We start from the raw sequence: 24784 nt of genomic DNA on the forward strand, positions 1-24784 counted from the left end.
ACCGGCCGCTGACCGTCCAATTAGGTCAGCCTACCCTTACCCGGAACGCCGGGGGTGCGGCGGCTCGCCACTCGGCGAACCGTCGCAGAGGCCGGCGCGACGGTGCCGTCAGGCGGTGTCGGCGCGACCGATCCGCCAGTAGCCCATGAACGCCACCGCGCGCCGGTCCAGGCCCCGCTCTCCCACCAGGTGCCGGCGCAGGGTGCGGATGACGCCCGCCTCACCCGCCAGCCACGCGTACAGCGGGACCGCCGGCACCTCCTCGGACACCTCCCAGAGCACCTCCACGTCGACGTCCACGTCTGGAATCGGCTGGGCGGCGGCCGTTCCGGCGCCCAGTCGTTCACCGGCCGCCTCCGTGACGGCGTCGACGAGGCGGCTGCCGTGCCCGCCCGCGTCCCGGGCCAGCCAGGTCACGGTCACGCCGGACGGCACCACCAGCGGCAGCGCGTCGGCGGTCTCGGGCACCTCGATCAGCACCCGACCCCGCGCGTGCGAGGGCAGGCGCTCCAGGATGGCGGCGATCGCGGGCACCGCCGTCTCGTCACCGACCAGCAGTAGTTGACCGCCCGCCGGCGGGTGGAACTCGACTCCACCGTGGACACCCGGGTAGCCGGCGTCCGGGCCGACGAGGACGATCTCGTCGCCCGGTCGGGCGCGGCGCGCCCACCGGGTCGCCGGGCCGCTGTCGCCGTGCAGGACCAGGTCGACGTCCACCTCGGCCAGGTGCGGCCGAACGGCACGGACGGTGTAGGTGCGGATCGGATTGCGCCGCTCCTCGGGCAGGGCACGCCAGGCCGCGTACCAGTCGGGGCCGTCGGGCATCCGCACGGTGCGCTCACCGGGCAGCGGCAGCGCCAGCTTGATCCGCTGGTCGTAGCCGTTGTCGGCGAACCGGTCGAGGTCGGGCCCGGTGAAGGTGACCCGGACAAACGAGGGGCTGAGCCGGCGCACGGCCCGCACCTCGACGGTGAACAGGCGCCAGGGGGCGACGGGCAGGGTCTCGGTCATGGTGCCTCTCTCGGTCGGGCGGTGGGTCTACCGGGCGGTGGTCGCCACGGCGCGCGAGCGCCACAGCAGCCAGACGAAGTACGGCGTGCCGATCATGGCGGTGACCAGGCCGGCGGGGATCTGGGCGGGTGCGATGACGGTGCGGCCGAGGGTGTCGGCGATGCTGACCAGCCCGGCTCCGAGCAGCGCGGCGACCGGGAGTACCCGGGCGTGTCGGCCGCCGACGAGCGCCCGCGCCATGTGCGGCGCGACCAGGCCGACGAAGCCGATCACTCCGACGGCGGAGACCGCGGTGGAGGTGAGCAGCGCGGCTCCGGCGAGGGCGAGCAGCCGGGTGCGTTCCAGTCGGACGCCGAGCACGCGGGGGGTGTCGTCGTCGAGCGCGAGCAGGTCCAGCTCCCGCCGGGCGGTGGCGACCGCCGGGGTGAGCACGAGCAGCGCGATCGCCACTGGGAGCACCTGCGTCGCGGTGCGGCCGTAGGTGGAGCCGGAGAGCCAGGTGAGCGCCTTGCCGGTGTTCCACGGGTCGAACGCGACGATGAGGAAGGTGGTCACGGCGGTGCCGCCCTGCCAGGCGCCGAAGCCGATCAGGACGAGTCGGTCGGAGCTGAGCCCGCCGCGCCACGCGGTGGCGTACACGAGGACGAAGGCGAGCATCGCGCCGAGCCCGGCGACGCCGGTGATCGCCCACACGCCGGCCAGCGGCACGAAGGTGAGCAGGGAGACCGCGCCGACGCCGGCGCCGGCGGTGATGCCGAGGATGCCGGGCTCCGCGAGCGGGTTGCGGCAGACCGCCTGCACGGTGGTGCCGGCGACCGCCAGGGCCGCGCCGGCCAGCACGGCGGCGGCGACGCGCGGCCACCGCTGGTCCAGCACGAAGGTGTACGCCGGACCGGTCGACCCGTTGAGCCAGTTCACGATGTCGCCGAGCAGCACCCACGTGTCCCCGGCGAGCATGCCGACGACCACGGCCGTGACGGTGACCGCGCCGGCCACGACGAGCACGGTGCGGTGGAACGCCGCGGAGCGGATCGCCGCGTGACCGCCGGGCGGGCGGCGGGTGGGTCCGGCGTCGCGGTGCCGGCGGGCCAGCCAGATGAGGACGGCGGCGCCGAGCAGGCTGGTGACCACGCCGGTGGGGATGTCCACGCCGGCCTGCCCGCCCATCACGGCCCGCAGCAGGATGTCGGAGCCGAGGACGATGAGCACGCCGGCGATGCCGGACAGCGGCAGCAGGATCCGGTGCCGGTGGACGCCGGGCACGACCCGGCCGAGCAGCCGGACGATCACCGGCGCGCAGAGCCCGACGAAGGCGACCGGGCCGGTGAGGGTGACCGCGGCGGCGGAGAGCAGGACGGCGAGCAGGGTGGCGACCAGCCGGGTACGCCGCACGTCGAGCCCGAGCACGGTGGCGGTGTCGTCGCCGAGCGCGAGGATGTCCAGGCGGTGCCCGAGCAGCATGAGCGCGACCACGGCGACACCGATCACCGGCGCGAGTTGGGTGAGGGCGACCAGGTCGCTCTGCACGAGCGAGCCGTTGCCCCAGGCGAACAGGCCGATGGTGGCCTGTTCGAACAGGAGCAGGAGCAGCGTGGTCAGCGAGGTGAGGGCGAGGGCGGTGGCGGACCCGGCGAGGATCAGCCGGGTGGTGCCGGCCTGGCCGCCGGAGGACATGGCCATCACCAGGGCCGCCGCGGCGAGGCCGCCGCAGAAGGCGAGGCCGCCGGCGGGCAGCGCGGGCAGGGAGATGCCGAACGCGGCGACGGCGACGATGGCCAGGTGCGCGCCGGCGTTGACGGCGAGGGTGTCCGGCGAGGCCAGCGGGTTGCGGGCGATGGACTGGAGCGCGGCACCGGCGAAGCCGAGGGCGACGCCGACGGCGAGGCCGGCGAGCAGGCGGGGCAGGCGGGAGGCGACGAGCACCCGGGCCGCCTCGTCGTCGCCGCCGGTGGCCAGGCGCAGCAGGTCGAGGGCTCCGACCGAGGAGGTGCCCTGGGTGAGGTGGATCGCCGTGACGACGAGCAGCAGCACGGTCGCGGCGGCGAAGACCGCGACGACGCGGGAGGCGGCGAGGGGCCCGCCCGGAGCCGGCGCGGTGGCCGGCTCCGGGCGCGGGGGTGCGGTCAGCGTGGTCACACCGTGTAGGTCTTCACGAGCTGGTCGATGTACTGCTTGCCGGAGAGCGGGCCGCCGAAGGTCCAGATGCCGTCGGGCATGCGGTGCACGTGGCCCTGCTGGACGAAGGGCAGCGACTTCCAGATGGCGTTGGCGGCGAGGCCGTCGGCGAAGACGTCCGCGTCGTCGGAGGCGTTGTAGAAGAAGTGCAGGTTCGGGTCCTTCAGGACGGTGAGCCCCTCGACGTCGGTCTGGCCCAGGCCCCACGCCTCGTCGACCTTGCCGGTCCAGGCGTTGGTGAGGCCGAGCTGGATGCCGATCTGGGAGACGAGGGCGCCCTGGCCGAACATGCGGATGCTGACGGTGCTGCCCTCCTTCCAGCCGTCGGCGATGACGAACGGGCGGCCGGCGGCGCCGGCGTCGGCGATCTTCTTCCTGCCGTCGGCGAGGGCCGCGTCGAAGTCCGCGAGCAGCTTGTCGGCCTCGGCCGTCTTGCCGACCGCCTTGGCGATCATCTGGAGGTCGGCGCGCATGCGACCGAGGTTGTCCTTCGCGTCGCTGCCCTTGGTGACCAGCACGGGGACGTACTTCTCCAGCTGGGCGACGAGGGCGCCGCCCCGGTCGTCCTCCATCACCACCAGGTCGGGCTGGAGCGCGACGATGGAGTCCACGCTCGGCTCGCCGCGGGTGCCGACGTCCTTGACGCCCGGGCCCAGCTTGGCGGCGGTGACCCAGGTGCCGTAGCCCTTCGGATCGGCGACGCCGACGGGCTGGACGCCGAGGCCGACGAGCATCTCCACCTCGCCCCACTCCAGGCCGACGACCTTGGTCGCCGGGGCGTCGAGCATGATCTCCTTGCCCCGGCTGTCGGTGACGGTGACCGGGCCGGCCGAGGTGGCGGCGGCCTCCCCGGTGGCGGCGTTCTCGGTGGTACCGCAGGCGCTGAGCAGCAACGCGGCCGTCGCGGCGGCGACGATGGCGGTGAAACGGGTACGGGACATGGTCGTCTTTCTCGTGAGGTGCTGCCCGGTGTCAGACCGGGATGCGGGTGAGGTGGCGGCCCACGGGTCGGGTGGTGACCAGCCCGGTGAGCGGGTCGGCGGCCACCTCGATGCGGATGCCGTAGGTCTCGGTGAGGGCCGGCTCGGTGAAGACCTCGCCGGGGGTTCCGGTGGCGCGGACGCGGCCGCCGTGCAGCAGGACCACCTCGTCGGCCACCGCGGCGGCCTGGTTGAGGTCGTGCAGGACGACGCCGACCGCGACGTCGTGGTCGTCGGCGAGCTCCCGGACGAGGTCGAGGATCTCCACCTGGTAGCGAAGGTCGAGGAAGGTGGTGGGCTCGTCGAGCAGCAGCACCGGGGTGTCCTGGGCGAGGCACGTGGCGAGCCAGACGCGTTGCAGCTCACCGCCGGACAGCTCGTCGACCGGCCGGTCGGCCATCGCGGTGACGCCGGTGACGGCCATGGCGCGGTCGACGGCGGCCGGGCCCTCGGGGTCCTCGGCCCGCCACCGTCCCCGGTGGGGGTGGCGGCCGTAGCCGACGACGTCGCGGACGGTGACGCCGCTGGGGACCGGCCGGCTCTGGGCCAGCAGGGTGACCCGGCGGGCGAACTCACGGGGCGGCAGCTCGGCGGCCGCGACGTCGCCGGCGAGGTGCACCGCACCGCCGCTGACGGGGTGCAGCCGGGCGAGGGCGCGCAGCAGGGTGGACTTGCCGCTGCCGTTCGGGCCGACGAGGGCGGTGACGCGACCGGCGCGCAGGGTGATCGCGGCCTCGTGCACGACCGGAACGCCGTGGTAACCCAGGCGCAGGTCGCTCCCCCGCAGGCTCTGGTCGCCACGGGGCAGGTTCGGTCCCTCTGACATGAGGTTAGGCTAACCTAAGCTGATGATCTCGTGTCAAGACGGGTCCCCGACGCACCTGGTCACGGCGCACTCGACAGCCCGACGGCCGGCTCGCCCGCCCGCCACGCCCGATCGTCCAGCGGGTCCGTGGCCGGCCGCGCCGGGCGCCGGTGGCGCCGCTGGTGACCGACACCGAGCGCGACCCCGGCGGCGACCATCACGATGGACGCCACGGCGACTCCGGGGTAGCCGACCTGCTCCGCGGCGGCCAGCCCCAGCGAGGCCGCCACGAACGAGCAGATCAGGCCGAACGAGGAGAGGACGGTGAAGTCGGTGCCGCCGACGACCGGCCGGGAGTAGTCCATGTTCACCGTGTAGAGCACGACGTTGGCGGCGGTGTACGCGGCCAGGAAGAACCCCAGCGCGGCGACCGTGGCGCCCAGCGGCGCGTGACCGTTCAACAGCGGCAGCAGCGCGAGCGTCGACAGCGCCAGGGCCGTGCCGGAGGTCACCAGCATGCCGGCCCGGCCGAAGCGGCCGATCCCGAGCCCCGCGACCAGACCGGCCACGATGGCCGGCGCGCTGACCACCACCCCGGTCACCACGCCGATGCGGGCCAACGACCAGCCGGCGTCGACCAGGGCGGGCGTGACCAGGGCGTACGCCATCCCGGCCCCGACGTAGACGAGCGGCACGACGCCGAAGGTCCACCACCGACAGCCGGGCTGCCCGAACACGGACAGCAGGGCCCGGTAGGCGGTGCCGACGCGGGCGACCCGGTCGGTGCGGGGCGGTTCCCGGAACCGCCACACCACGACCAGGCCGACCGCGGTCAGCGCGGCCAGCAGCCCGACCGCCGGCACCCACCCGAAACGGTCGTAGACGAGCACGCACGCGCCGCCGCCGAGCAGGTTGCCGAGGTAGCTCGCCGCCACCTGGATGCCGTTGCCCGTGCCGCGCGCCCGCTCGGCGAGCAGCCGGACGGCGACCGCGTCCACGGCGATGTCCTGGGTCGCCGAGAGGAGGACGTACGCGGCACAGACCGCGACGACCGGACCGAGCCGGTCGGCGGGACGGTCGAACGGCAACAGCGCCAGCAGCGCCACGACCAGTCCCGTCTGGAGCACCAGCAGCCAGGAGCGGTAGTGGCCGCGACGCCGGGAGCCGTAGCGGTCGATGACCGGCGCCCAGAGGAACTTGACCGGCCAGATCAGTCCCACGATCTGCAGGACGGCCAGGGTGTCCAGCGAGGTGCCGCCGTCGCGCAGGATGGCGGTCAGCCCGACGGTGATGAATCCGATGCCGAGGTACTGCGTGACGTAGAGCGTGCTGAGGGTGCCGAGCCGTGCCCTCACCGGGCGCTCCAGTAGGCGAGGGAGGTCAGCTGGTGCCGGCCGACACCGAGGGTGCGCCGGACGTGGCGGGTGATCCGGCGGGTGCTGGCCGCCTCGCAAGCGACCCAGTAGTGCGCGGCGTCGCTGGCGGGCAGTGCCGCGCAGACGGTGTCGACGAGGTGCTGTCCGTCGTCCCGGCGGGGCACCCAGGTGACGTCGTGGTGCGCGCGGGCCCGTGGGGCGAGGGCCTTCTCGCCCTCGTGGGCGTACTCCAGCCAGACGGTGGCGGGGATGTCCGCGCCGGCGTCGAGCAGGCTGTTGACGGCGGGCAGGCTCGCGGCGTCACCGACGAGGTAGAGGTGTCCCGGCGCCGGGTCGGGCAGCTGGAAGCCGCTGCCCTGGAGGGTGGCCTCGATGGTGTCGCCGACCTTGGCCGTGGTCGCCCAGCGGGCGGCACACCCGTCGTGGAGGGCGAACTCGAGGGTGAACCGGCCGGTGGCCGGGTCGGGATCGACCAGCGTGTACGCGCGCTGGTGCGCCCGCCCGTGGTTGTCGAACCACAGCCGGATCCACATCGTCGGGTGCACGCCGCAGCTCTCCAGCAGCCCGCCGCCGTCCATGACCAGGCGCTGGTAGTGCCCGTCGACCGACTCGACGGCCAGCACGGTCAGCCGAAAGTCCCGGCCACCCATGGCCTTCAGGACCACGGCCTCCCAGTTCCGCTTCACGCGTCCTCCAGGTAAGGTCTGCCTTCCTTAGGTGAGGTTAACCTAAGTCACAGCGGGACGAAATCGAGGACCGAGGCGCCATGATCTACCAGGAGAAGCTCACCGGACTCGGCGTGCTGTCGCTCGTTCCGGTGCGGCCCGACCGGCACGCCGCGCTGCTGCACGGCTGGGTCACCCAACCCCGGAACTCGTTCTGGGGCATGGCATCGCACACTGTGGACGACGTCCGCGAGATCTACGCGTTCGTCGACAGCCTGCCGACGCACCACGCGTACCTGATCGAGATCGACGGCGAACCGGTCGGGCTGTTCCAGACCTACCAGCCCGAGGCCGATCCGGTCGGCGAGCGCTACCCGGTGCAGGCCGGCGACGTCGGCATGCACCTGCTGCTGCACCCCGGCCGGCGGTACGCGCGGGGCCTCACCAGCGCGGTCGGGCCCGCCCTGGCCCGCTTCCTGTTCCGCGATCCCGCGGCCCGGCGGATCGTCGTCGAGCCGGACGTCCGCAACCACTTCGCCCTGCGGCGGCTGGAGTCCGAGGGGTTCACCTTCGGCGACGCGGTCGACCTGCCGGACAAGCGGGCCCAGCTCGCCTTCCTGACCCGTGACCGGTTCGAGACGGACCACCCGGGGTAGCACAGAGATCAGGAAGACCCAGGCGACGAACCGTGAGGAGAGATCGCGATGAGCAACGCACCCGGAACGCCGACCGCGTCCATCGGTCTGCGGACGGCCGCCCACGTGGGAATCTCGGTGGGTGACCTCGACCGGTCGGTGGCCTTCTACCGGGCGCTGCTGGGCACCGAACCGGTGGTGCGGGACGAGACGATGCACGGCCCCGGCTTCGCACAGTCGCAGGGCCTGCCCGTGACGAAACTCCGGTACGCCACCTTCAACCTCGACAACCTCGGGATCGACCTGATCCAGTTCCTCGACCCGGCCGGCGAGCCGGCGCAGGGTGCGGCCAACCGGCCCGGCACCATGCACCTGTGCTTCCTGGTCGACGACGTGTACGCCGTCCACGCGCGGATGCGCGAGGCCGGCTTCGACTTCCTCGGCGAGCCGTACACGTTCGCCGAGGGTGAGGTGAACCCGGCCGACGCGCTCGGCACCCAGGTCGCGTACTTCAACGACCCCGACGGCACGAACCTGGAGATCATCGCTCCCCGGGGTGGGTTCGCCCGCCCGGAGTGAGCCGACGCTGACACCGTCGGGCAGCGGTCACGGGGACACTCAGAGAACCCCGGCCACCCGTCCGTCCCACCTGGCGAGCACCCGTCCCGGGTCGGTTTCCAGGACCCGCTCCAGCAATGTGGCATAGACGTCACGGAAGTCCACGCCGTACCTCAGATCACCGTCGTCGAGGTCGGTGAGGCTCGGCGGGGCGCCGTAGAGTCCACCGCGCACCCCCGATCCGAGCAGCAGCACGTCGGAAGCGGTTCCATGGTCCGTACCGTCCGAGGCGTTCGCCCGGACCCGCCTGCCGAACTCCGAGTAGACCGCCACCACCACCTTCCGGCCGGCGTCGGTGCGCGCCATCCGGTCGACGAAGGCGCTCAACGCGCGATCCACCTGCCCCAGCAGCACCTCCTGGAGCTGCCGCTCGTCCGCGTGGGTGTCGAACCCGCCGAGCGAGACGGAGAAGGCCCGGGTCGAAACCCCCGCTTCCACGCACTGGGCGACCATGTCCAGTTGGGCGTCGAGCGGGGTGCGGGCACCACCGGTCGGGGTGGCCGGGTCCGCCGCCCCGTCGGCCTCGGGCTCGTCCGCGCTCTCGCTTTCGCGTACGTCCCGGATCATCGCGTCGACCGAGCGCAGGTCCGCGAAGCACGCCGCGGCGCGGGCCCGGGCAGCCGTCTCCCCCGGCACCCGCGCGGCGAGCGCGGCCAGGGTCGCGTCGGGCAGCGCGCCGGCCTTCCGCCCGGACACCTGCACCGAGGCGCCGGCGCTGGACGCGCCGGCCAGCAGCGGGGGCAGTGCCGGCTCGAACGAGACCGCCAGTCGCGGATCGCCGCCCACCCCATCCAGCCATCGGCCGAGCCAACCGGTGGTGCCGGGGCGTTCGGGCTCGGCGGTGTGCCAGATGTCCATCGACCGGAAGTGGCTGCGGTCCGGCTTTGGGTAGCCGACACCTCGGATGACCGCCAGGCGGCCCGCTCCGTACAGGCGGTGCAGCCCGGCGAGCGCCGGATTGAGGGCGACCTTGTCGTCGAGGTGCCTGACCTCCTCCGGTTGGTACGCCAGCTCGGGTCGCGCGTCGTGATAGGCCGGATCGGCGTACGGAACGACCGTGTTGAGGCCGTCGTTGCCGCCGTAGAGCGTCACCAGCACCAGGGTCCGCGCCTCGGGATCGCGGTCGCCGGCCGTGGCGAACAGGTCCTCCAGACGGTAGGCGGCCGCTCCAGCGGCGAGGGCGGTCGCACCGACCACGCCGCTCGCCACCAGAAACCGCCGTCGGGTCAAGACGTCCATCACGCTGTCTCCTCAGCTGACCGCGTATTCGGGGCTGACCAGGCCGGCCACGAGCAGTCGATGGGGCGCGCCGGCCAACGGCGCCAGGGCGGCGCGGGTGCGGTCGCTCCAGCGGTCGACCACGAGCATCCGGGCCAGGGCTTCGGGACGCCCGTCGCGCGGCGCGGCCGACAGCCGGGCGAGCACGGCCGGTGCCGCGGCATCGGCCAGCACGCCGGCGATGCGCAGCTTGGCCTGCAGCGATGACGTGGTCAGCCAGGCCGTGCCCGCCGGCCAACCGCCGACGCTGGGTGGACGCAACGGCACCTGGTCCAGGGCGTCGAGCCCGGCCAGCAGTCGTCGCCGCTGCTCCGCCGGCAGCGCCGACGGGCGCACCCCGAGCTGCCGCGCCGCACCGACCATCCACTCCACCGGTTGCTTGACCAGGGTGTCGCGGGTCTGCGCGAAGGCCGGCCGGGTGAAGATCCGGCGCAGGGTGGCAACCGTGTCCGGCCCGGCGAGGTCCGCCGGTGGCGGGACCTGCCCGCCGGCGAACCGGAACCAGAGCCGTCCGGCGACGAAACGCGCCGCCTCGGGGCGACCGGCGAGCAGCCGCGCGTACGCTCCGGCGTCGAACGCGCCCCGCCGGCCGAGGATGGTCTTCGGACCGGGGTCGTGGCGGCGTGGTGCGAACCGTGCCGCCCCGGTCCGTCGGTCCACCGTCCAGCCGGTCAGCGCCCGGGCGCCCTCCTTCACGTCCGTCTCGGTGTAGCCACCGTCGAGGCCCAGGGTGAACAGCTCCATCAGCTCTCGGGCGAGGTTCTCGTTGGGCGCCGTGCGGGTGTTCTTCTGCCCGTCCAGCCACAGGATCAGAGCCGGGTCCTGGACCATTCCCTCGACGAGCGGCGCCAGTGGACCACGTCCCAGCCGCCGCAGTGTGTCAAGCTGCCGAAGCATCAGTGGGGCGGAGCGGACCTTCTGCACACTGGTCGCCCAGTGCCCGTGCCAGAAGAACAGGGTCTTCTCGGTCAGCTGGTGCTCGGCGGCCACCATCCGACCCAGCCACCACTCGGTCAGACCGGTCACCTGCTCCCGGCGGCGCTGGTTGGCCTCCTGACGCTGCTCCCGGGTCGCGTCCCCGCCCAGCTTCGCCGCCGGATCAGGCCCGAGCCTCGGTGTCGGCGTCGCCGCCACGCCCGGGTCGGACGCCGCGGGATTGAGCAGCCGATCGAGCGTACGGGCGAGTCCCTCGTGTTCAGCCGCGTCCACCTCGTCGGCGGTCGGCCCGAACGTCGCCCGACGCAGCAGGTGCGCTACCGCCTCGCGCTCAGTCATGTGCGCCGACGCTAGGGCATCGATGTTCGAGGACGGTAAGAACGGTGTCCGGGCGACGTCCGAGGCTCGACCAGCCCGCTTACGGGCCGGTGACCTCGTTGTGGGGTCGCGGCCGGCCCGGCTGGGTCGGCAGCCGGGTGATCGGCGGCAGGACCAGGGCGACGAGGGCCACCACCGCGATGACGGTGAACGGCAGGGTGTAGCTGTTGCCGCTCGCCTCGTAGAGCACGGCCGTGACCAGGGGGCCGACCACTCCGCCGATGCTCCAGGCCACGATCATCGCGCCGTAGACGGCTCCGGCGTTGGGCGTGCCGAAGTAGTCGGCGGCGGTGGCCGGCATGGTGCCGAACCCGCCGCCGTACGCCAGGTAGACCAGCGCGGCGAGCACCGCGAACACCGCGAACGCCGTGGCGTGCGGCAGGATGAAGAAGCAGATCGCCTGGAGCAGCAGCATCCCGAGGAACGCCGTCATCCGGCTGATGCGGTCCGACAGCCAGGCCCACGCCACCCGCCCGGCGCCGTTGAACAGGCCGAGGACGCCGACCAGCGTGGCGGCGCTCGCCGCGCTCACCCCGGTGATCGCCTCGGCGGCGTCGGACGCCTGGGAGATCAGCGCGATGCCGCAGGCGACGTTGAGGGTGAGGATGGCGGTCAGCAGATACCACTGGCGGGTCCGCAGGGCCTCGCCGAGGGTGTAGACGCGGGTGCCGGCCACGGCACGGCCACCGACCGCGGGCGTGAACCCGGGGACCTGGTATCCGCGCGGCGGGTTACGGAAGAACGACGCCCCGAGCAGGACCGCGATCAGGTACGCGATGCCCAGCGGCAGGAACACGCTGGTCTTGTCACTGGTGCCGTTGAGCAGCGCCTTCGCGACGGGCGCGACGATGACCGCGCCGAAGCCGAACCCGGCGACCGCGATGCCGGTGATGAGGCCCCGGCGGTCCGGGAACCACTTGGCCAACATCGCGATGGGTGTGATGTAGACGGCGCCGAGACCGATGCCGCCGAGCACCCCGTACGTGAGCACGAGCAGCCAGAGCTGGTCCGCCGACGAGGTGAGCGACGCCAGGATGTTGCCGATGCCGTAGAGCACGCCGCCGCCCAGGGCCACCGGCCGCGGGCCGCGCCGGTCCTGGATGCGCCCGCCGATCAGGCTGCCGATGAAGATGGTGCCGATCGCCACCTCGAACGGCAGCACGGCCTCGGTCTTGCTCCACCCGAACTGCTGCTGCAGCGGCTTGTTGAACACGCTCCACGCGTACACGGCGCCGAGTGCCAGTTGGACGAGCACCGCGGCACCGACCAGCCCCCAACGGCCGCGGGTCGACGCGGACACGGGTGCGGAGTGGGCCATGAGCTGAACCCCTTCGTCGCTCAGGCGACGGACGGCGCCTGGTGCACGCCGCCGTGCGGACGGCAGCCGGTCACGCGGGACCGGCTGTCGGGTCGCCCATGGAGCCCGGGGTATCGCGTGCGAAACATGAACAAGTCTGACAATAGAGGACCTGCCGGCCACCCCGCAGCGCGATGCCGACAGCGCCCCGTCCGCCTCGTGACCTGGTGCGCTGCCCGCCACACCATGATGATCTTGGTGGGGTGGGTGTGGCATCGTGGCGGGGATGGAGCCGCAGGGAGAAGCCGAGGCACGCCTGCCCGAGCCGGTCCGCGTCGGCGTGCGGGTGTTGCGCGAGTACCGCCCCACCGTGGCGCGGATCCGGGCGCTGCTGCGCAGCATGGTGACCTCGTTCGCGGTGCTCGCCACCACGCTGTGGCTGCTGCCCGGGGTCACCGCCAGCGGTCTGGTGGCGATGCTGTGGCTGGTCGCCCTGGTCACCGGCGTCGGCGCGGTGCTGCGCCCGCTGCTGCTCGCGCTGGCCACCGTGCTGGGCGGGCTCAGCGCACTGGCCATCGGCGTGGTCGTGCAGGCCGTGGTCATGTACGTGGCGCTGCGGTTGGACCCGGAGGCGCACGTCGCCGGGTTCGCCGTCGCGTTCGTCGCCGCGTGGCTGGCCGTCGCGCTCGCCGCGATCGTGAACTGGCTGGCGGACGCCGGCACGGACGACACCTTCGTGAGCGAGCTGCTGCGGCTGATGACCCGGGTGCGGCGGGCCCCGGACGGCCGACGGGGACGGTTCTGGAGCCGACGCGACGGCACCGGAGAGGCGCCCCAGTCACCCGAAGGGCTGCTCGTCATCCAACTCGACGGCGTTGCCGCGCCCCTGGTGCAGTGGGCGGTGCGGGCCGGGAACCTGCCCACCATCGGCCGGTGGCTGCGTTCCCGCAGCCACCGGATGACCCGCTGGCACACCGGGCTGCCGGCCACCACCCCGGCCGCCCAGGCGGGTCTGCTGCACGGCGACGCCCTCCGGGTGCCGGCCTACCGGTGGTACGAGAAGGCGACGGTGGACGAGGACGGCACGCCCGTCGCCGGGCGACTCGTCGTCACCAGCCGCCCCCGCGACGCCGCCGAGATCGAGCGGCGCCTGTCCACCGGACGGGGGTTGCTGCGCGACGGTGGCGTCAGCATCAGCACCGCCTTCTCCGGCGATGCGCCCACCAGCCTGTTGACGGTGAGCCGCGCGGCCCTTCCCGGCCGGTCCAACCCCGGGTACGCGGCGTTCATGACCAGCCCGTACGGCTTCGCCCGCGCCGTCACCATCGGCGCCGGCCAGGTGCTGCGCGAGCTGCACCAGGCGCGGCGGCAGCGGAGGCGCGGCGTCCAGCCCCGGGGCGGCCGGGGCGGCTCCTACCTGGCGCTGCGCCCCCTGGCCAGCATGCTGAACGACCTCAACGTGTCGCTGATCGCCGAACAGATGGCCCGCGGCGCACCGGTGATCTTCTGCGACTTCGTCGACTATGACGAGGTGGCCCACCACGCCGGCCCGGCCCGGCCGGAGGCGATGGCCGCCCTCGAAGCCCTCGACCACACGCTCGGCATCCTCGAACGGCTGGCGGCCCAGGCGGCCCGCCACTACCACCTCGTCGTGCTCAGCGACCACGGGCAGAGCCAGGGCGCCACCTTCCGCCAGCGCTACGGCGAGTCGCTGGCCCAGGTGGTCGCCCGGCTCGCCGCACCGGCACGGGTCCCCTCCCCCCGTGACGCGCCGGTGGACGCCGCACCGGCCGCCGTCGGCGCCGAGGCCGCCGACGGTGTGGAACAGTGGGGCCGGGTCAACCTGCTGCTCACCGAGGTGGCGGGCCGGGGTGGCGTGACCGGCGCGGCGACCCGCGCGGCCGTCCGCGCCCGGTCGGACGGGCACGAGGTCGCCCTCGGTCCGGCCGACCGGGAGGCGGAGGCCGCCAGCCGCACCGACCCGGAGACCGTGGTCGTGGCGTCCGGCAACCTCGCGATGATCTACCTGCCGCGGCATCCCGGGCGGCTCAGCCGGGAGCGGATCGACGCCGCCGCCCCCGGCCTCGTCGACGGCCTGACCGCCCACCCGGGCGTCGGAGTGGTCGTGGTCGACACCGCCGCCGGGCCGGTGGCCGTCGGGCGCGACGGTCGGCACCGGCTGCGGGACGGGCACGTCGACGGCGACGACCCGCTCGCCGCGTACGGGCCGCGCGCGCGGTGGGACCTGCTGCGGCACCAGGAGATGGACCACGTCGGGGACCTGGTGGTGATCAGCGCCGTCGACCCGAGTCTGGACGAGGTGACGGCCTTCGAGGAGCTTGTCGGCAGCCACGGCGGCCTGGGCGGCTGGCAGACCGACGCGCTGCTCATCCACCCCGCCGGCTGGCCGCAGGACGAGGTGCTGGTGGGCCCGGAGGCCGTACACGGTCAGCTGCTCGCGTGGCTGCGCCGGCTCGGACTCCGCCAGCCCGACCAGGACGGCGGCCCGGCCGACGCCGGCACCGCGCCGGATCCGACGGTGCCCGCGCCGACGGACGCGGGGCCCGACGACCTCGACGCGGGCGGGCCGGCCGGGCGCCCGGACGGTCAACCGGCGCGCCCGCCGATGCCGGTCATGGCGTCGCGGGCGGACGGACCGGCGCGGCCCGCCGCCGGTGCGCCCAGCTGACCAGCTGACTCACCAGCACGACGAGCAGGATCGCGGCGACGACGCTCTGCCACGGCTCCGGGAAGACGGCACGCCCGACGACGCCGATCGCGGCGTAGAGGGCCGACCAGGCGACGGTGGCCGGCGCGTTGGCCACGGCGAAGCGCCGCCGGGTCAGCCCGGTCACCGCCGCCGCGAGCAGCACCGGCACCCGGCCACCGGGGATCAGCCGGGACACCAGCAGCATCGACACCCGGCCCTCGCGTACCCGCGCCGATACCCGGTCGAGCCGCTGCGGCTCGCGCAGCCACCGCAGCCGGCGGGCGATGCGCTCGCCACCCCAGCCGAGCACCAGGTAGGTCGCCAGGTCCCCCACGTACGCGCCGACGGCCCCGGCCAGCACGACCAGCACCACGGTCAGCGGCTGCTGGTGCGCGGCGAGCGCGGCCGCGCCGCTGACCGCCGCACCGGTCGGCACCACCGGGACGACGGCGCCGAACATCACCACCAACGCCAGCCAACCCAGCGCGCCCAGGGTCGCCGTCACGAGCGGTGCACCGTCAGCGACCCGCCCGGGTCCAGCACGTGCACCACGGTGCCTGGGGCGACCGTTGTCGCGTGGTGCGCGAACGCGTCACCCGGGGGCAGGAACAGGCCGGGGCGGAGGCGCTCACAGCCGACCGGCCAGAAGGTGCCGAAGTGGATCGGGACGGCGTGGGCCGCCGCCGCGCGCCGCACCGCCTCGGCCGCGTCGGCCGGGTCCAGATGGCCCGCGCCCAGCGTCGGACCCCAGCCACCGACGGGCACCAGGGCGAGGTCGACCGGGCCCAGCTTGGCCATCTCCTCGAAGAGTCCCGTGTCGCCGGCGAACCACGTGCTGGACCGGCCACTGATCAGGTAACCCACGGCGGGCGCACGGTGGCGGGACCAGGGGCCCCGGCCGGGGTCGTGGGCGGCCGGCACGGCGGTGACGGTGAGCTGCCCGATCGTGGTCCGCTCCCCCACCGCGAGCTCGACGCAGGGAACGGCGGGGCCCAGCGCACGACGGACCAGACGCCCCGCTCCGGCCGGCACGACCAGTGGGGTGTGCGCGGGCAGCAGGCGCAGGGAGGCGAAGTCCAGGTGGTCGGCGTGCAGGTGGGACACGAGCACGGCGTCCGGGGCGTCGCGCAGCCGCGGCACCGGCCCGCGACGCCGACGCAGGTGGGCGAGCCGGTCCCGCAGCAGCGGGTCGGTCAGCAGCCGGGTGCCGGAGTCCTCGATCCACACCGTGCTGTGGCCGTACCAGGTCAGCTCGACCACACCGCCACCCGCACCGCGTCCGTCACCCTGCCACCGTATCGGGCCGGCCCGGGACCGCCCACCGGGGCCGCGTGCCGGCCGGCCGGCTCCGGGGCGGACCGGTCGGTGAGCCGGAGACCGTAGATTGCGGAAGCAGGACGGCCGCCCCCAGGAGGAGGTACAGGAATGACGGAGCGACATCCCGCGTTGGCGCGGCTCGACGTGCTCGTCGGCCGGTGGACGGTGCAGCCGGAGGTCGACGGTCTCGGCACCGGGTGGACGGAGTTCTCCTGGGTGGAGGGCGGCGCCTTCCTGCGGCAGTTCTCCGACGCGGAGCCGCTGCCGCCCGACGCGCCGCAGGCGTGGCGGGAGAACAACCCGCTGCCGGTGACCGCGCTGATCGGGCTGGACGACGCGGGCGAGGAGTTCACCATGCTGTACGCCGACGCGCGCGGCGTCCACCGGGTCTACCGGATGGCGTTCGCGGACGGGGTGTGGCGGCTGGAGCGGAACGCTCCCGGGTTCCACCAGCGCTTCACCGGCGAGCTGAGCCCGGACCGCGGCACCGTCCACGGGCGCTGGGAGGGGTCGCCGGACGGCGTCGACTGGCGGCTCGACTTCGCGATCACCTACCGCCGCTGACCGCGGACCCGTCAGCGTGGTCGCCGGGGCCGAACGGGCGTCGCCGTGTCCACGACCCATTAGCACACACGACGACACGCCCGCACAGCATCTGGTGTTGCCAACTCGCCCCGGCGCCCATATATGGTGTCTCCCGCAGCTGGTTCGGCCGCCGGTCCACGGTGGTCGAGGCAAGAGGGAACCCGGTGGAACTCCGGGACTGCCCCGCAGCGGTGAGTGGGAACGACCGCCGTCAACGAAGCACTGGGCCGCGAGGCCTGGGAAGCGACGGCCAGTAGGCGACCGAGTGTCACGCCCGCGAGTCCGAAGACCTGCCAGCGCGCCGCACGCGTCGTGTGCGGCGGTCGGAGGCCGCGCGGGACGGCCGACGCCGTGAGCCGGCCCGTCACGCCGGCGTGCCGTCCGCCGGCCACTGGCGTTGCCCTGCGCGTTCGTCGACCTCGTGGACAGGCATGAGGAGGGGACATGGCGGCGACACGGAGCCATGCGGTGGCCGAGCAGGACGTGCCGGAGCAGCGTCGGCAGGTGATGCGGGTCCGCAAGCGCGACGGCGACACCGAACCGGTGGACGTCAACAGGATCGTCCGGGCGGTGCAGCGGTGGGTCGCCGACCTGGACGAGGTCGACCCGCTGCGGGTCGCCACGAAGACGATCAGCGGGCTGTACGACGGCGCGACCACGGAAGAGCTCGACAAGCTGTCGATCCAGACGGCGGCGGAGCTGATCGGTGAGGAGCCGCAGTACTCGAAGCTGGCGGCGCGGCTGCTGGCGGCCTTCGTGGACGAGGAGGTACGCGGGCAGGGCGTGGCGAGCTTCAGCCGGTCGATCACGTACGCGCACGGTCTGGGCCTGATCGGCGACGCCACCGCCGCGTTCGTGGCGCGCCACGCCCGCCAACTCGACGACGCCGTCGACCCGGGCGGTGACCTGCGGTTCGAGTACTTCGGCCTGCGTACGGTCGCGGACCGGTACCTGCTGCGGCACCCCGAGTCCCGCCTGGTGGTGGAGACCCCGCAGTACTGGCTGCTGCGGGTCGCGTGCGGGCTGTCGCAGACCCCGGACGAGGCGATCGGCTTCTACCGGCTGATGTCCAGCCTCGCGTACCTGCCGAGCTCGCCCACGCTGTTCAACTCCGGGACCCGCCACACGCAGATGTCGTCGTGCTTCCTGGTGGACTCCCCCCGCGACGAGCTGGACTCCATCTACGAGCGTTACCACCAGGTCGCGAAGCTGTCGAAGTTCTCCGGCGGCATCGGCATCTCCTGGTCGCGCGTCCGCGGCCGGGGCGCGCTGATCCGGGGCACGAACGGCCGGTCCAACGGCATCGTGCCGTTCCTGAAGACCCTCGACGCCGGGGTGGCGGCGGTCAACCAGGGCGGCCGGCGCAAGGGCGCCGCCTGCGTCTACCTGGAACCCTGGCACCCGGACATCGAGGAGTTCCTCGAACTGCGCGACAACACCGGCGAGGAGTCCCGCCGCACCCACAACCTGAACCTGGCGAACTGGATCCCGGACGAGTTCATGCGCCGGGTCGAGGCGGACGGCGACTGGTCACTGGTCGACCCGTCGGACGCCCCGGAGCTGCCGGACCTGTTCGGTGAGGCGTTCGACGAGGCGTACCGGGCGGCGGAGAAGAAGGCCGTCCGGACCGTCAAGGCCCGCGACCTGTACGGCCGGATGATGCGGGCGCTCGCGCAGACCGGCAACGGGTGGATGACGTTCAAGGACGCGTCGAACCGGCTGTCCAACCAGACCGGTGGCGAGGGGAACACCATCCACCTGTCGAACCTGTGCACCGAGATCCTGGAGGTGAACAGCGACGCCGAGACCGCCGTCTGCAACCTGGGCTCGATCAACCTCGGCGCGCACGTCGGCGCCGACGGCGTCGACTGGGAGAAGCTGCGGGCGACCGTCCGCACGGCGGTGGTGTTCCTCGACCGCGTGATCGACATCAACTACTACCCGTCGGAGCAGGCCGCGGCGTCGAACCCGCGCTGGCGTCCCGTCGGGCTGGGGCTGATGGGCCTGCAGGACGCGTTCTTCACCCTGCGCCTGCCGTTCGACTCCGCGCCGGCCCGGGAGCTGTCCACCCGGGTGCAGGAGGAGATCTTCCTGACCGCGCTGGAGACGTCGGCCGGGCTCGCCGAACGGTTCGGCCCGCATCCGGCGTACGCCGAGACGCGCGCCGCGAAGGGTGAGCTGCACCCGGACCTGTGGGGCGCGCAGCCCACCCAGACGAAGCGGTGGGCGGCGCTGCGGGCGACGATCGAGGCGCACGGGCTGCGGAACTCGCTGCTCGTGGCGATCGCCCCGACCGCCACGATCGCCTCGATCGCCGGCTGCTACGAGTGCATCGAGCCGCAGGTGTCCAACCTGTTCAAGCGCGAGACCATGTCCGGCGAGTTCCTCCAGATCAACACGTACCTGGTGCGGGAGCTGAAGGCGCGGGGATTGTGGACGCCGGCGGTTCGCGAGCAGATCAAGCGCGCCGAGGGGTCGGTGCAGGGGATCGCGGAGCTACCCGAGGACGTGCGGGCCCTGTTCCGTACCGCGTGGGAGCTGCCGCAGCGGGCGCTGATCGACCTGGCCGCCGCCCGCGCACCCTACATCGACCAGTCGCAGTCGCTGAACCTGTTCCTGGGCGCGCCGACCATCGGCAAGCTCTCCTCGATGTACCTGTACGCCTGGAAGTCCGGGCTGAAGACCACCTACTACCTGCGGTCGCGTCCCGCGACCCGGATCCAGCAGGCCACCGTCGGCGTCACGCCGGCGCTCGCGCCGATCGTCGCGGTGCGCGACGCCGAGGCGCTGGCCTGCTCCCTGGAGAACCCCGAGAGCTGCGAGGCCTGCCAGTGACCACCCTTCCCGACACCCGTACCGCCACCGACCCGACCGGGCGGCACCTGCTGCTCGACCCCGGCATGGACCTCACGCTGCGGCCGATGCGCTACCCGCACTTCTTCGACCGGTTCAAGGACGCCATCAAGAACACCTGGACCGTCGAGGAGGTCGACCTGCACTCCGACCTCGCCGACCTGGGCAAGCTGTCGCCCGCCGAGCAGCACCTGGTGTCGCGACTCGTGGCGTTCTTCGCGACCGGCGACACCATCGTCGCCAACAACCTCGTGCTCAACCTCTACCAGCACGTCAACTCCCCGGAGGGCCGGCTCTACCTCTCCCGGCAACTGTTCGAGGAGGCCGTGCACGTCCAGTTCTACCTGAACCTGCTCGACACGTACGTCCCGGACGAGAAGGAGCGGTTCGCCGCCTTCGCGGCCGTCGAGAACATCCCCTCGATCGCCCGCAAGGCCGAGTTCTGCTTCCGGTGGATCGACTCCATCTTCGAGCTGCGGGAGTTGCGGACCCGGGCGGACCGGCGGGCGTTCCTGCTCAACCTGATCTGCTTCGCCGCCTGCATCGAGGGGCTGTTCTTCTACGGCGCCTTCGCCTACGTGTACTACCTGCGCTCCCGGGGCCTGCTGCACGGCCTCGCGTCGGGCACCAACTGGGTGTTCCGCGACGAGTCCATGCACATGGCGTTCGCGTTCGACGTGGTCGAGACCGTCCGCGCCGAGGAGCCGGACCTGTTCGACGCGGAGATGGAGCAGCAGGTCAAGGCGATGCTGGCCGAGGCCGTGGAGTGCGAGGTCCAGTTCGCCGAGGACCTCCTCGAACAGGGCGTCTCCGGGATGTCGCTGGCTGACATGCGGGAGTACCTCCAGCACGTGGCCGACCGCCGGCTCGCCCTGCTCGGCATCGCGCCGATGTACGGCAGCCGCAACCCGTTCGCGTTCATGGAGCTGCAGGACGTGCAGGAGTTGTCCAACTTCTTCGAGCGGCGGGTGTCGGCGTACCAGGTGGGGGTGACCGGCACGGTCAGCTTCGACGACGACTTCTAGGACGACGGGCCGCCGTCCCCGGGCGCCGTCCGGGGCGGCGGCCCGACCCGCACCGCCGATCGTGCGCGGGCCGCCGCCACGGTGGATCAGTCGGTCGGGAGGGCCCGGAAGTTCCCGGGGTCGTCCGAACGGCTGCTTTCCGCTGCGGCGGCACGGCGGCCGGAACCGACCAGCGGAGTCGCCCGACTACCGCTGTCGACGCCCTGCACCCCGAGGAGATCGGACGGCCCGCATGACCGCCACGACTGACCGACCCATCGCGCCGGATCCCCGACCCTCGGCCTCGGCGACCTCCGCCTGGGGCGGCCTGCTGCTGCGCCTGCACTTCTACGCCGGGATCCTGGTCGCGCCGCTGCTGGTGCTGGCGGCGCTGACCGGGCTGGCGTACACGGTGACGCCGCAACTGGACCGCGCCGTCCACGGCGAGCAGCTGTTCGTCGACGCGACCGGCGGGCCGGCGCGGCCGCTCGCCGAGCAGGTCGCGGCGGCCCGGGCCGCCCACCCGGACGGCACACTGGCGACGGTGTCGCCCGGCGAGGGCTCGACGACCACGCGGGTCGTCTTCGACGTGCCGGGCCTGGGCGAGAAGCAGCACACGGTCTACGTGGATCCGTACACCGGACGGGTGACGGGCACCCTGACCACGTGGTTCGGGTCGACACCCGTCACCACCTGGCTGGACGACCTGCACCGCAACCTGCACCTGGGCGTGGTGGGACGCTACTACTCGGAGATCGCGGCGAGTTGGCTGTGGGTGCTCGTCCTCGGCGGCGTCGTGCTGTGGTGGCGCCGCCAGCGACCCGGCGCCGGCCGGCTGCGGCGGCTGGTCGCGCCGGACCTGACCGCCCGCCGCGGTGTCCGCCGCACCCGGGGCTGGCACGCGACAACCGGACTGTGGCTGGCCGTCGGGCTGCTGTTCCTGTCGGCGACCGGGCTGACCTGGTCGCGCCACGCGGGTGAACGCTTCGGCACCGCCCTGGACGCGCTCGACTCGCGCAGCCCGGAGCTGTCCGTCGCACTGCCGGACGGCCCCGCTCCGACACCCGGGGGCGGCCACCACGGCGGCACCGGCACCACGGCCGGCGACCCGACGCCCGTGGACCCCGCGCTCACCGACCGGGTGTTCGCCGTCGCTCGCGACGCCGGCCTGCACGGCCCGGTCGAGATCACTCCCGGGGCCGACGCGCGTACGGCGTGGACGGTGACCCAGGTGGACAACACCTGGCCCGTACGCAAGGACCGGGTGGCGGTCGACCCGGTGGCGGGCGTGGTGACCGCCCGCAGCGACTTCGCCTCCTGGCCGCTGCTCGCGCAGCTGAGCGGCCTCGGCGTCCAGGCACACATGGGGATCCTGTTCGGCCCGGTCAACCAGGTGCTGCTCGCCGCCCTCGCGGTCGGCCTGCTCTGCGTGATCGTCTGGGGCTACCGCATGTGGTGGCAGCGCCGGCCCACCCGGACCGACCGGCGTGCGCCGGTGGGGGCGGCACCGGCCCGGGGAGCGTGGCAGGGCCTGCCGAGCTGGGGCATCGCCCTCGGGGTGCCGGTGGTCTTCGCCCTCTGCTGGGCGCTACCCCTGTTCGGGTTGACCCTGCTGGCCTTCCTCGCCCTGGACCTCGCCGTCGGCGCCTGGTCGAGGCGGTCGCGGACGCAGGTGAGTTGAACCACGTTTGCCCCGGAACTTTCCTTTCGCGACGGCCGACCAACCGGGGCAGAGGATCCGACACCGAAGGGACCACCATGTTGTCGAGCACCGTCGTCGCGCGTCGCCGCCGCGCCCTCCTGCTCCTCGCCACGGCGACCTGCCTCGCGGTCGGCACCGTCGGCTGCGGGCAGTCGTCCCCGTCGGCGGCGCCGAACCCGGCTCCGACGGCGAGCACCGCGGCCGGCGTCCTGGAGATCCGCGACCCCTGGGTGAAGGCGGCCGACAGCGGGATGACGGCGGCGTTCGCCACCCTCGTCAACCCGGGCGACAGCGACGTCACGATCACCGGCGCCGCCACCGACGTGTCCCCCATGGAACTGCACGAGATGGCCATGCAGGACGGAAAGATGGTCATGCGGGCCAAGGCGGGTGGCATCGTGGTGAAGGCGCACGGCAGCACGACGCTGGAGCCCGGCGGCGACCACCTGATGATGATGGACCTGAAGCAGCCGGTGAAGGCCGGTGACGAGGTCGGCTTCACGCTCCGCTTCGCCGACGGGAAGACCCAGACCTTCCAGGCGGTGGCGAAGCCGTTCACCGGCGCCCAGGAGAGCTACGCGCCCGGCCACGGCGAGCCGATGCCGGGCATGTCCGCCACGGCCGGGACGAGCCCGAGCCCGGCCGCATGAGCGACACCCCCGTACGACCGGTGAGCAGGCGTGGCCTGCTCACCGGCGGGGCCCTGGCCGCCGGTGGCGCACTCGCCGGCGCCGGCGCGGCCCGCGCCACCGCCGCGGACGACAGGCGACCCGGCGAGCCCGAACCGGCGGCGGGGATCGGCCGTGCGGTGGAGCCCTTCCACGGGCCCCGGCAGGCCGGGGTGACCACCGAACCCCAGGCGCACGCGGCGTTCGTCGCGTTCACCCTCGCCCCGGGCACCGACCGGGCCGCGCTGGGGCGTCTGCTGCGCCTGCTCTCCGACGACGCCGCCCGGCTGACCCGGGGCCGGCCCGCCCTGGCCGACACCGAACCGGAACTCGGGCTGCTGCCCGCCCGACTGACCGTCACGTTCGGTTTCGGCCCCGGCCTCTACGCCGCCGCCGGTCTCGACGAGCGGCGACCGCCGTCCGTCGCCGACCTGCCCGCCTTCCGCGTCGACCGGCTCCAACCGGCCTGGTCCGGCGGGGACCTGCTGCTGCAGATCTGCGCCGACGACCCGCTCACCGTCGCGCACGCCCAGCGGGTGCTGGTCAAGGACAGCCGGCCGTTCGCCACCGTCCGCTGGGTGCAGCGGGGCTTCCGGCGCGCCGCCGGCGCCGAACCCGGCCGCACGCAACGGAACCTGTTCGGGCAGCTCGACGGCACCGCCAACCCCACACCGGGCGCGGGGCTCGACGCCGCGGTGTGGGTGCCCGACGGGCCGGCCTGGCTACGCGACAGCACCACCCTGGTCGTACGCCGGATCAGCATGAACCTGGAGACCTGGGACCTGCTCGGCCGCACCGACCGGGAGCTCGCCGTCGGCCGGCGCCTCGACACCGGGGCCCCGCTCACCGGATCCGCCGAGCACGACGAGCCGGACTTCGCGGCGACCGGGCCGGACGGGTTGACCGTCATCCCCGACTTCTCCCACCTGACCCGCGCGCACGTCACCGACGACCGGCAGAAGATCCTGCGCCGCCCCTACAACTACGACGGCGCGCCGACCGCCGACGGGCACGCCGACAGCGGCTTGATTTTCGCCTCCTACCAGGCGGACGTCGCCCGCCAGTTCGTGCCCATCCAACGGCGGCTGGCCGAACGGGACCTGCTCAACGAGTGGACCACCCCGATCGGCTCCGCCGTCTTCGCGATCCCACCCGGCTGCACCGAGGGCGGCTGGGTCGGCCAGCAGTTGATCGACTGACCACCGGAGAAGCGATGTTCACCCGTACCCGCCGCCACACCCTGCTCGCCGCCGCGTCGGCGACGCTGGCCGCCGTGGCGCCGCTGCTGGCGCCGGCCGCGCCGGCCGCCGCACACAACTCGCTGCGCGCGTCCGAGCCCGCCGCGTCCGCCCGCCTGCCCACGCCGCCGGCGCGGATCAGCCTGACGTTCCAGCAGGAGCTGGACCCGACCTTCACCACGATCGTGCTCAGCGACGCCGGGCGACGGAGGATCCCGACCGGCGTGCCCGCCGTCACCGGCGCGACCGGGACGGCGACGATCGACCAGCCCCTGCCCGACGGCACCTACACCGTCGCCTACCGCGTCGTCTCCGCCGACGGCCACCCGGTGCAGGGCTCCTACGCCTTCACCGTCGGTGATCCGCCCGCCGGCGACGTGGCCGCCGGACCGGTCGGCAGCACGACCGTCGCCCCGGCCGCGGCCTCCCGGGACGACGGCGGGACGGGACCGTGGCCGGTGGCGGCCGGCGGCCTCCTGCTGGCCCTCGCCGCCGGGAGTGTGGTGCTACTGCGACGGCGCCGCGCCACCACCTGACCCTCGCCCCGACTCCC

The 24784-nt window shown here is 73.6% G+C and carries 21 protein-coding genes and 1 riboswitch; of the genes, 10 read left to right on the top strand and 11 right to left on the bottom strand.

Features of this window, described 5'->3' with window-relative positions; all coding sequences use genetic code 11:
• Positions 1-108: 108 nt before the first annotated feature.
• The 6 genes from GA0070620_RS07600 to GA0070620_RS07625 are packed head-to-tail and all read right to left on the bottom strand — an operon-like array spanning position 109 to position 7033.
• Positions 109-1011, bottom strand: a complete 903-nt coding sequence (locus GA0070620_RS07600) for a siderophore-interacting protein (RefSeq protein ID WP_091589191.1) — start codon at positions 1009-1011, stop codon at positions 109-111.
• Positions 1012-1038: 27 nt separating this feature from the next.
• Positions 1039-3138 carry an iron ABC transporter permease gene (locus GA0070620_RS07605; RefSeq protein ID WP_091598304.1) on the bottom strand — a complete coding sequence of 700 codons (2100 nt, stop codon included), beginning with the start codon at positions 3136-3138 and terminating at the stop codon, positions 1039-1041.
• A gap of 5 nt (positions 3139-3143) precedes the next feature.
• Complete coding sequence (locus GA0070620_RS07610; RefSeq protein ID WP_091589192.1) at positions 3144-4127, bottom strand: ABC transporter substrate-binding protein; 984 nt, start codon at positions 4125-4127, stop codon at positions 3144-3146.
• A gap of 31 nt (positions 4128-4158) precedes the next feature.
• Positions 4159-4992: an ABC transporter ATP-binding protein gene (locus GA0070620_RS07615; protein WP_091589193.1), complete on the bottom strand. Its 834-nt coding sequence runs from the start codon at positions 4990-4992 to the stop codon at positions 4159-4161.
• 59 nt (positions 4993-5051) lie between these two features.
• Positions 5052-6326 carry an MFS transporter gene (locus GA0070620_RS07620; protein WP_091589194.1) on the bottom strand — a complete coding sequence of 425 codons (1275 nt, stop codon included), beginning with the start codon at positions 6324-6326 and terminating at the stop codon, positions 5052-5054.
• Positions 6323-7033: a siderophore-interacting protein gene (locus GA0070620_RS07625; protein WP_091589195.1), complete on the bottom strand. Its 711-nt coding sequence runs from the start codon at positions 7031-7033 to the stop codon at positions 6323-6325. The genes GA0070620_RS07620 and GA0070620_RS07625 overlap by 4 nt, the downstream gene beginning before the upstream one ends.
• Positions 7034-7113: 80 nt before the next feature.
• On the opposite strand from GA0070620_RS07625, the gene GA0070620_RS07630 reads away from it, so the two are divergent.
• Together GA0070620_RS07630 and GA0070620_RS07635 are read left to right on the top strand one after the other, a co-directional pair.
• Entirely contained in the window at positions 7114-7668 is a 555-nt protein-coding gene (locus tag GA0070620_RS07630; RefSeq protein ID WP_091589196.1) for a GNAT family N-acetyltransferase, read from the top strand.
• Between the two features lie 48 nt (positions 7669-7716).
• On the top strand, positions 7717-8226 hold the full coding sequence (locus GA0070620_RS07635) for a VOC family protein (protein WP_091589197.1): 510 nt from the start codon (positions 7717-7719) through the stop codon (positions 8224-8226).
• 39 nt (positions 8227-8265) lie between these two features.
• Here GA0070620_RS07635 and GA0070620_RS07640 read toward each other — a convergent pair whose 3' ends face one another.
• From GA0070620_RS07640 to GA0070620_RS07650, 3 genes are all read right to left on the bottom strand, one after another.
• A complete protein-coding gene (locus GA0070620_RS07640) occupies positions 8266-9504 on the bottom strand; it encodes a DUF1501 domain-containing protein (protein WP_091589198.1) in 1239 nt (412 codons plus the stop codon).
• 12 nt (positions 9505-9516) lie between these two features.
• Positions 9517-10818: a DUF1800 domain-containing protein gene (locus GA0070620_RS07645; RefSeq protein WP_091589199.1), complete on the bottom strand. Its 1302-nt coding sequence runs from the start codon at positions 10816-10818 to the stop codon at positions 9517-9519.
• 79 nt (positions 10819-10897) lie between these two features.
• Entirely contained in the window at positions 10898-12175 is a 1278-nt protein-coding gene (locus GA0070620_RS07650; RefSeq protein ID WP_091589200.1) for an L-lactate MFS transporter, read from the bottom strand.
• Positions 12176-12440: 265 nt separating this feature from the next.
• On the opposite strand from GA0070620_RS07650, the gene GA0070620_RS07655 reads away from it, so the two are divergent.
• Positions 12441-14843, top strand: coding sequence for a phage holin family protein (locus tag GA0070620_RS07655; RefSeq protein ID WP_091589201.1), 2403 nt, complete (start codon positions 12441-12443; stop codon positions 14841-14843).
• On the opposite strand, the gene GA0070620_RS07660 is transcribed toward GA0070620_RS07655, so the two are convergent.
• Both GA0070620_RS07660 and GA0070620_RS07665 read right to left on the bottom strand, forming a co-directional pair.
• A complete protein-coding gene (locus GA0070620_RS07660) occupies positions 14788-15369 on the bottom strand; it encodes a DedA family protein (protein ID WP_091589202.1) in 582 nt (193 codons plus the stop codon). The two genes, GA0070620_RS07655 and GA0070620_RS07660, sit on opposite strands and share 56 nt — an antisense overlap.
• Entirely contained in the window at positions 15366-16124 is a 759-nt protein-coding gene (locus tag GA0070620_RS07665; RefSeq protein WP_231922283.1) for an MBL fold metallo-hydrolase, read from the bottom strand. The genes GA0070620_RS07660 and GA0070620_RS07665 overlap by 4 nt, the downstream gene beginning before the upstream one ends.
• 165 nt (positions 16125-16289) lie before the next feature.
• Here GA0070620_RS07665 and GA0070620_RS07670 point away from each other — a divergent pair, with 165 nt between their 5' ends.
• From GA0070620_RS07670 to GA0070620_RS07700, 7 genes are all read left to right on the top strand, one after another.
• Positions 16290-16745, top strand: coding sequence for a hypothetical protein (locus GA0070620_RS07670; protein ID WP_091589204.1), 456 nt, complete (start codon positions 16290-16292; stop codon positions 16743-16745).
• Between the two features lie 123 nt (positions 16746-16868).
• Positions 16869-17078, top strand: a riboswitch (cobalamin riboswitch).
• 132 nt (positions 17079-17210) lie between these two features.
• Positions 17211-19601: a ribonucleoside-diphosphate reductase subunit alpha gene (locus GA0070620_RS07675; protein WP_091589205.1), complete on the top strand. Its 2391-nt coding sequence runs from the start codon at positions 17211-17213 to the stop codon at positions 19599-19601.
• Between the two features lie 65 nt (positions 19602-19666).
• Entirely contained in the window at positions 19667-20644 is a 978-nt protein-coding gene (locus tag GA0070620_RS07680) for a ribonucleotide-diphosphate reductase subunit beta (RefSeq protein WP_231922401.1), read from the top strand.
• Positions 20645-20876: 232 nt separating this feature from the next.
• On the top strand, positions 20877-22304 hold the full coding sequence (locus GA0070620_RS07685; RefSeq protein WP_091589207.1) for a PepSY-associated TM helix domain-containing protein: 1428 nt from the start codon (positions 20877-20879) through the stop codon (positions 22302-22304).
• A gap of 80 nt (positions 22305-22384) precedes the next feature.
• Complete coding sequence (locus tag GA0070620_RS07690; RefSeq protein ID WP_377520557.1) at positions 22385-22975, top strand: copper chaperone PCu(A)C; 591 nt, start codon at positions 22385-22387, stop codon at positions 22973-22975.
• Positions 22972-24192 carry a Dyp-type peroxidase gene (locus GA0070620_RS07695; protein WP_091589209.1) on the top strand — a complete coding sequence of 407 codons (1221 nt, stop codon included), beginning with the start codon at positions 22972-22974 and terminating at the stop codon, positions 24190-24192. Before GA0070620_RS07690 ends, GA0070620_RS07695 begins: the two co-directional genes overlap by 4 nt.
• A gap of 14 nt (positions 24193-24206) precedes the next feature.
• Positions 24207-24767: a copper resistance CopC family protein gene (locus tag GA0070620_RS07700; RefSeq protein ID WP_091589210.1), complete on the top strand. Its 561-nt coding sequence runs from the start codon at positions 24207-24209 to the stop codon at positions 24765-24767.
• Positions 24768-24784: the final 17 nt, after the last annotated feature.

Source organism: Micromonospora krabiensis (genome assembly GCF_900091425.1).
GTDB lineage: Bacteria > Actinomycetota > Actinomycetes > Mycobacteriales > Micromonosporaceae > Micromonospora > Micromonospora krabiensis.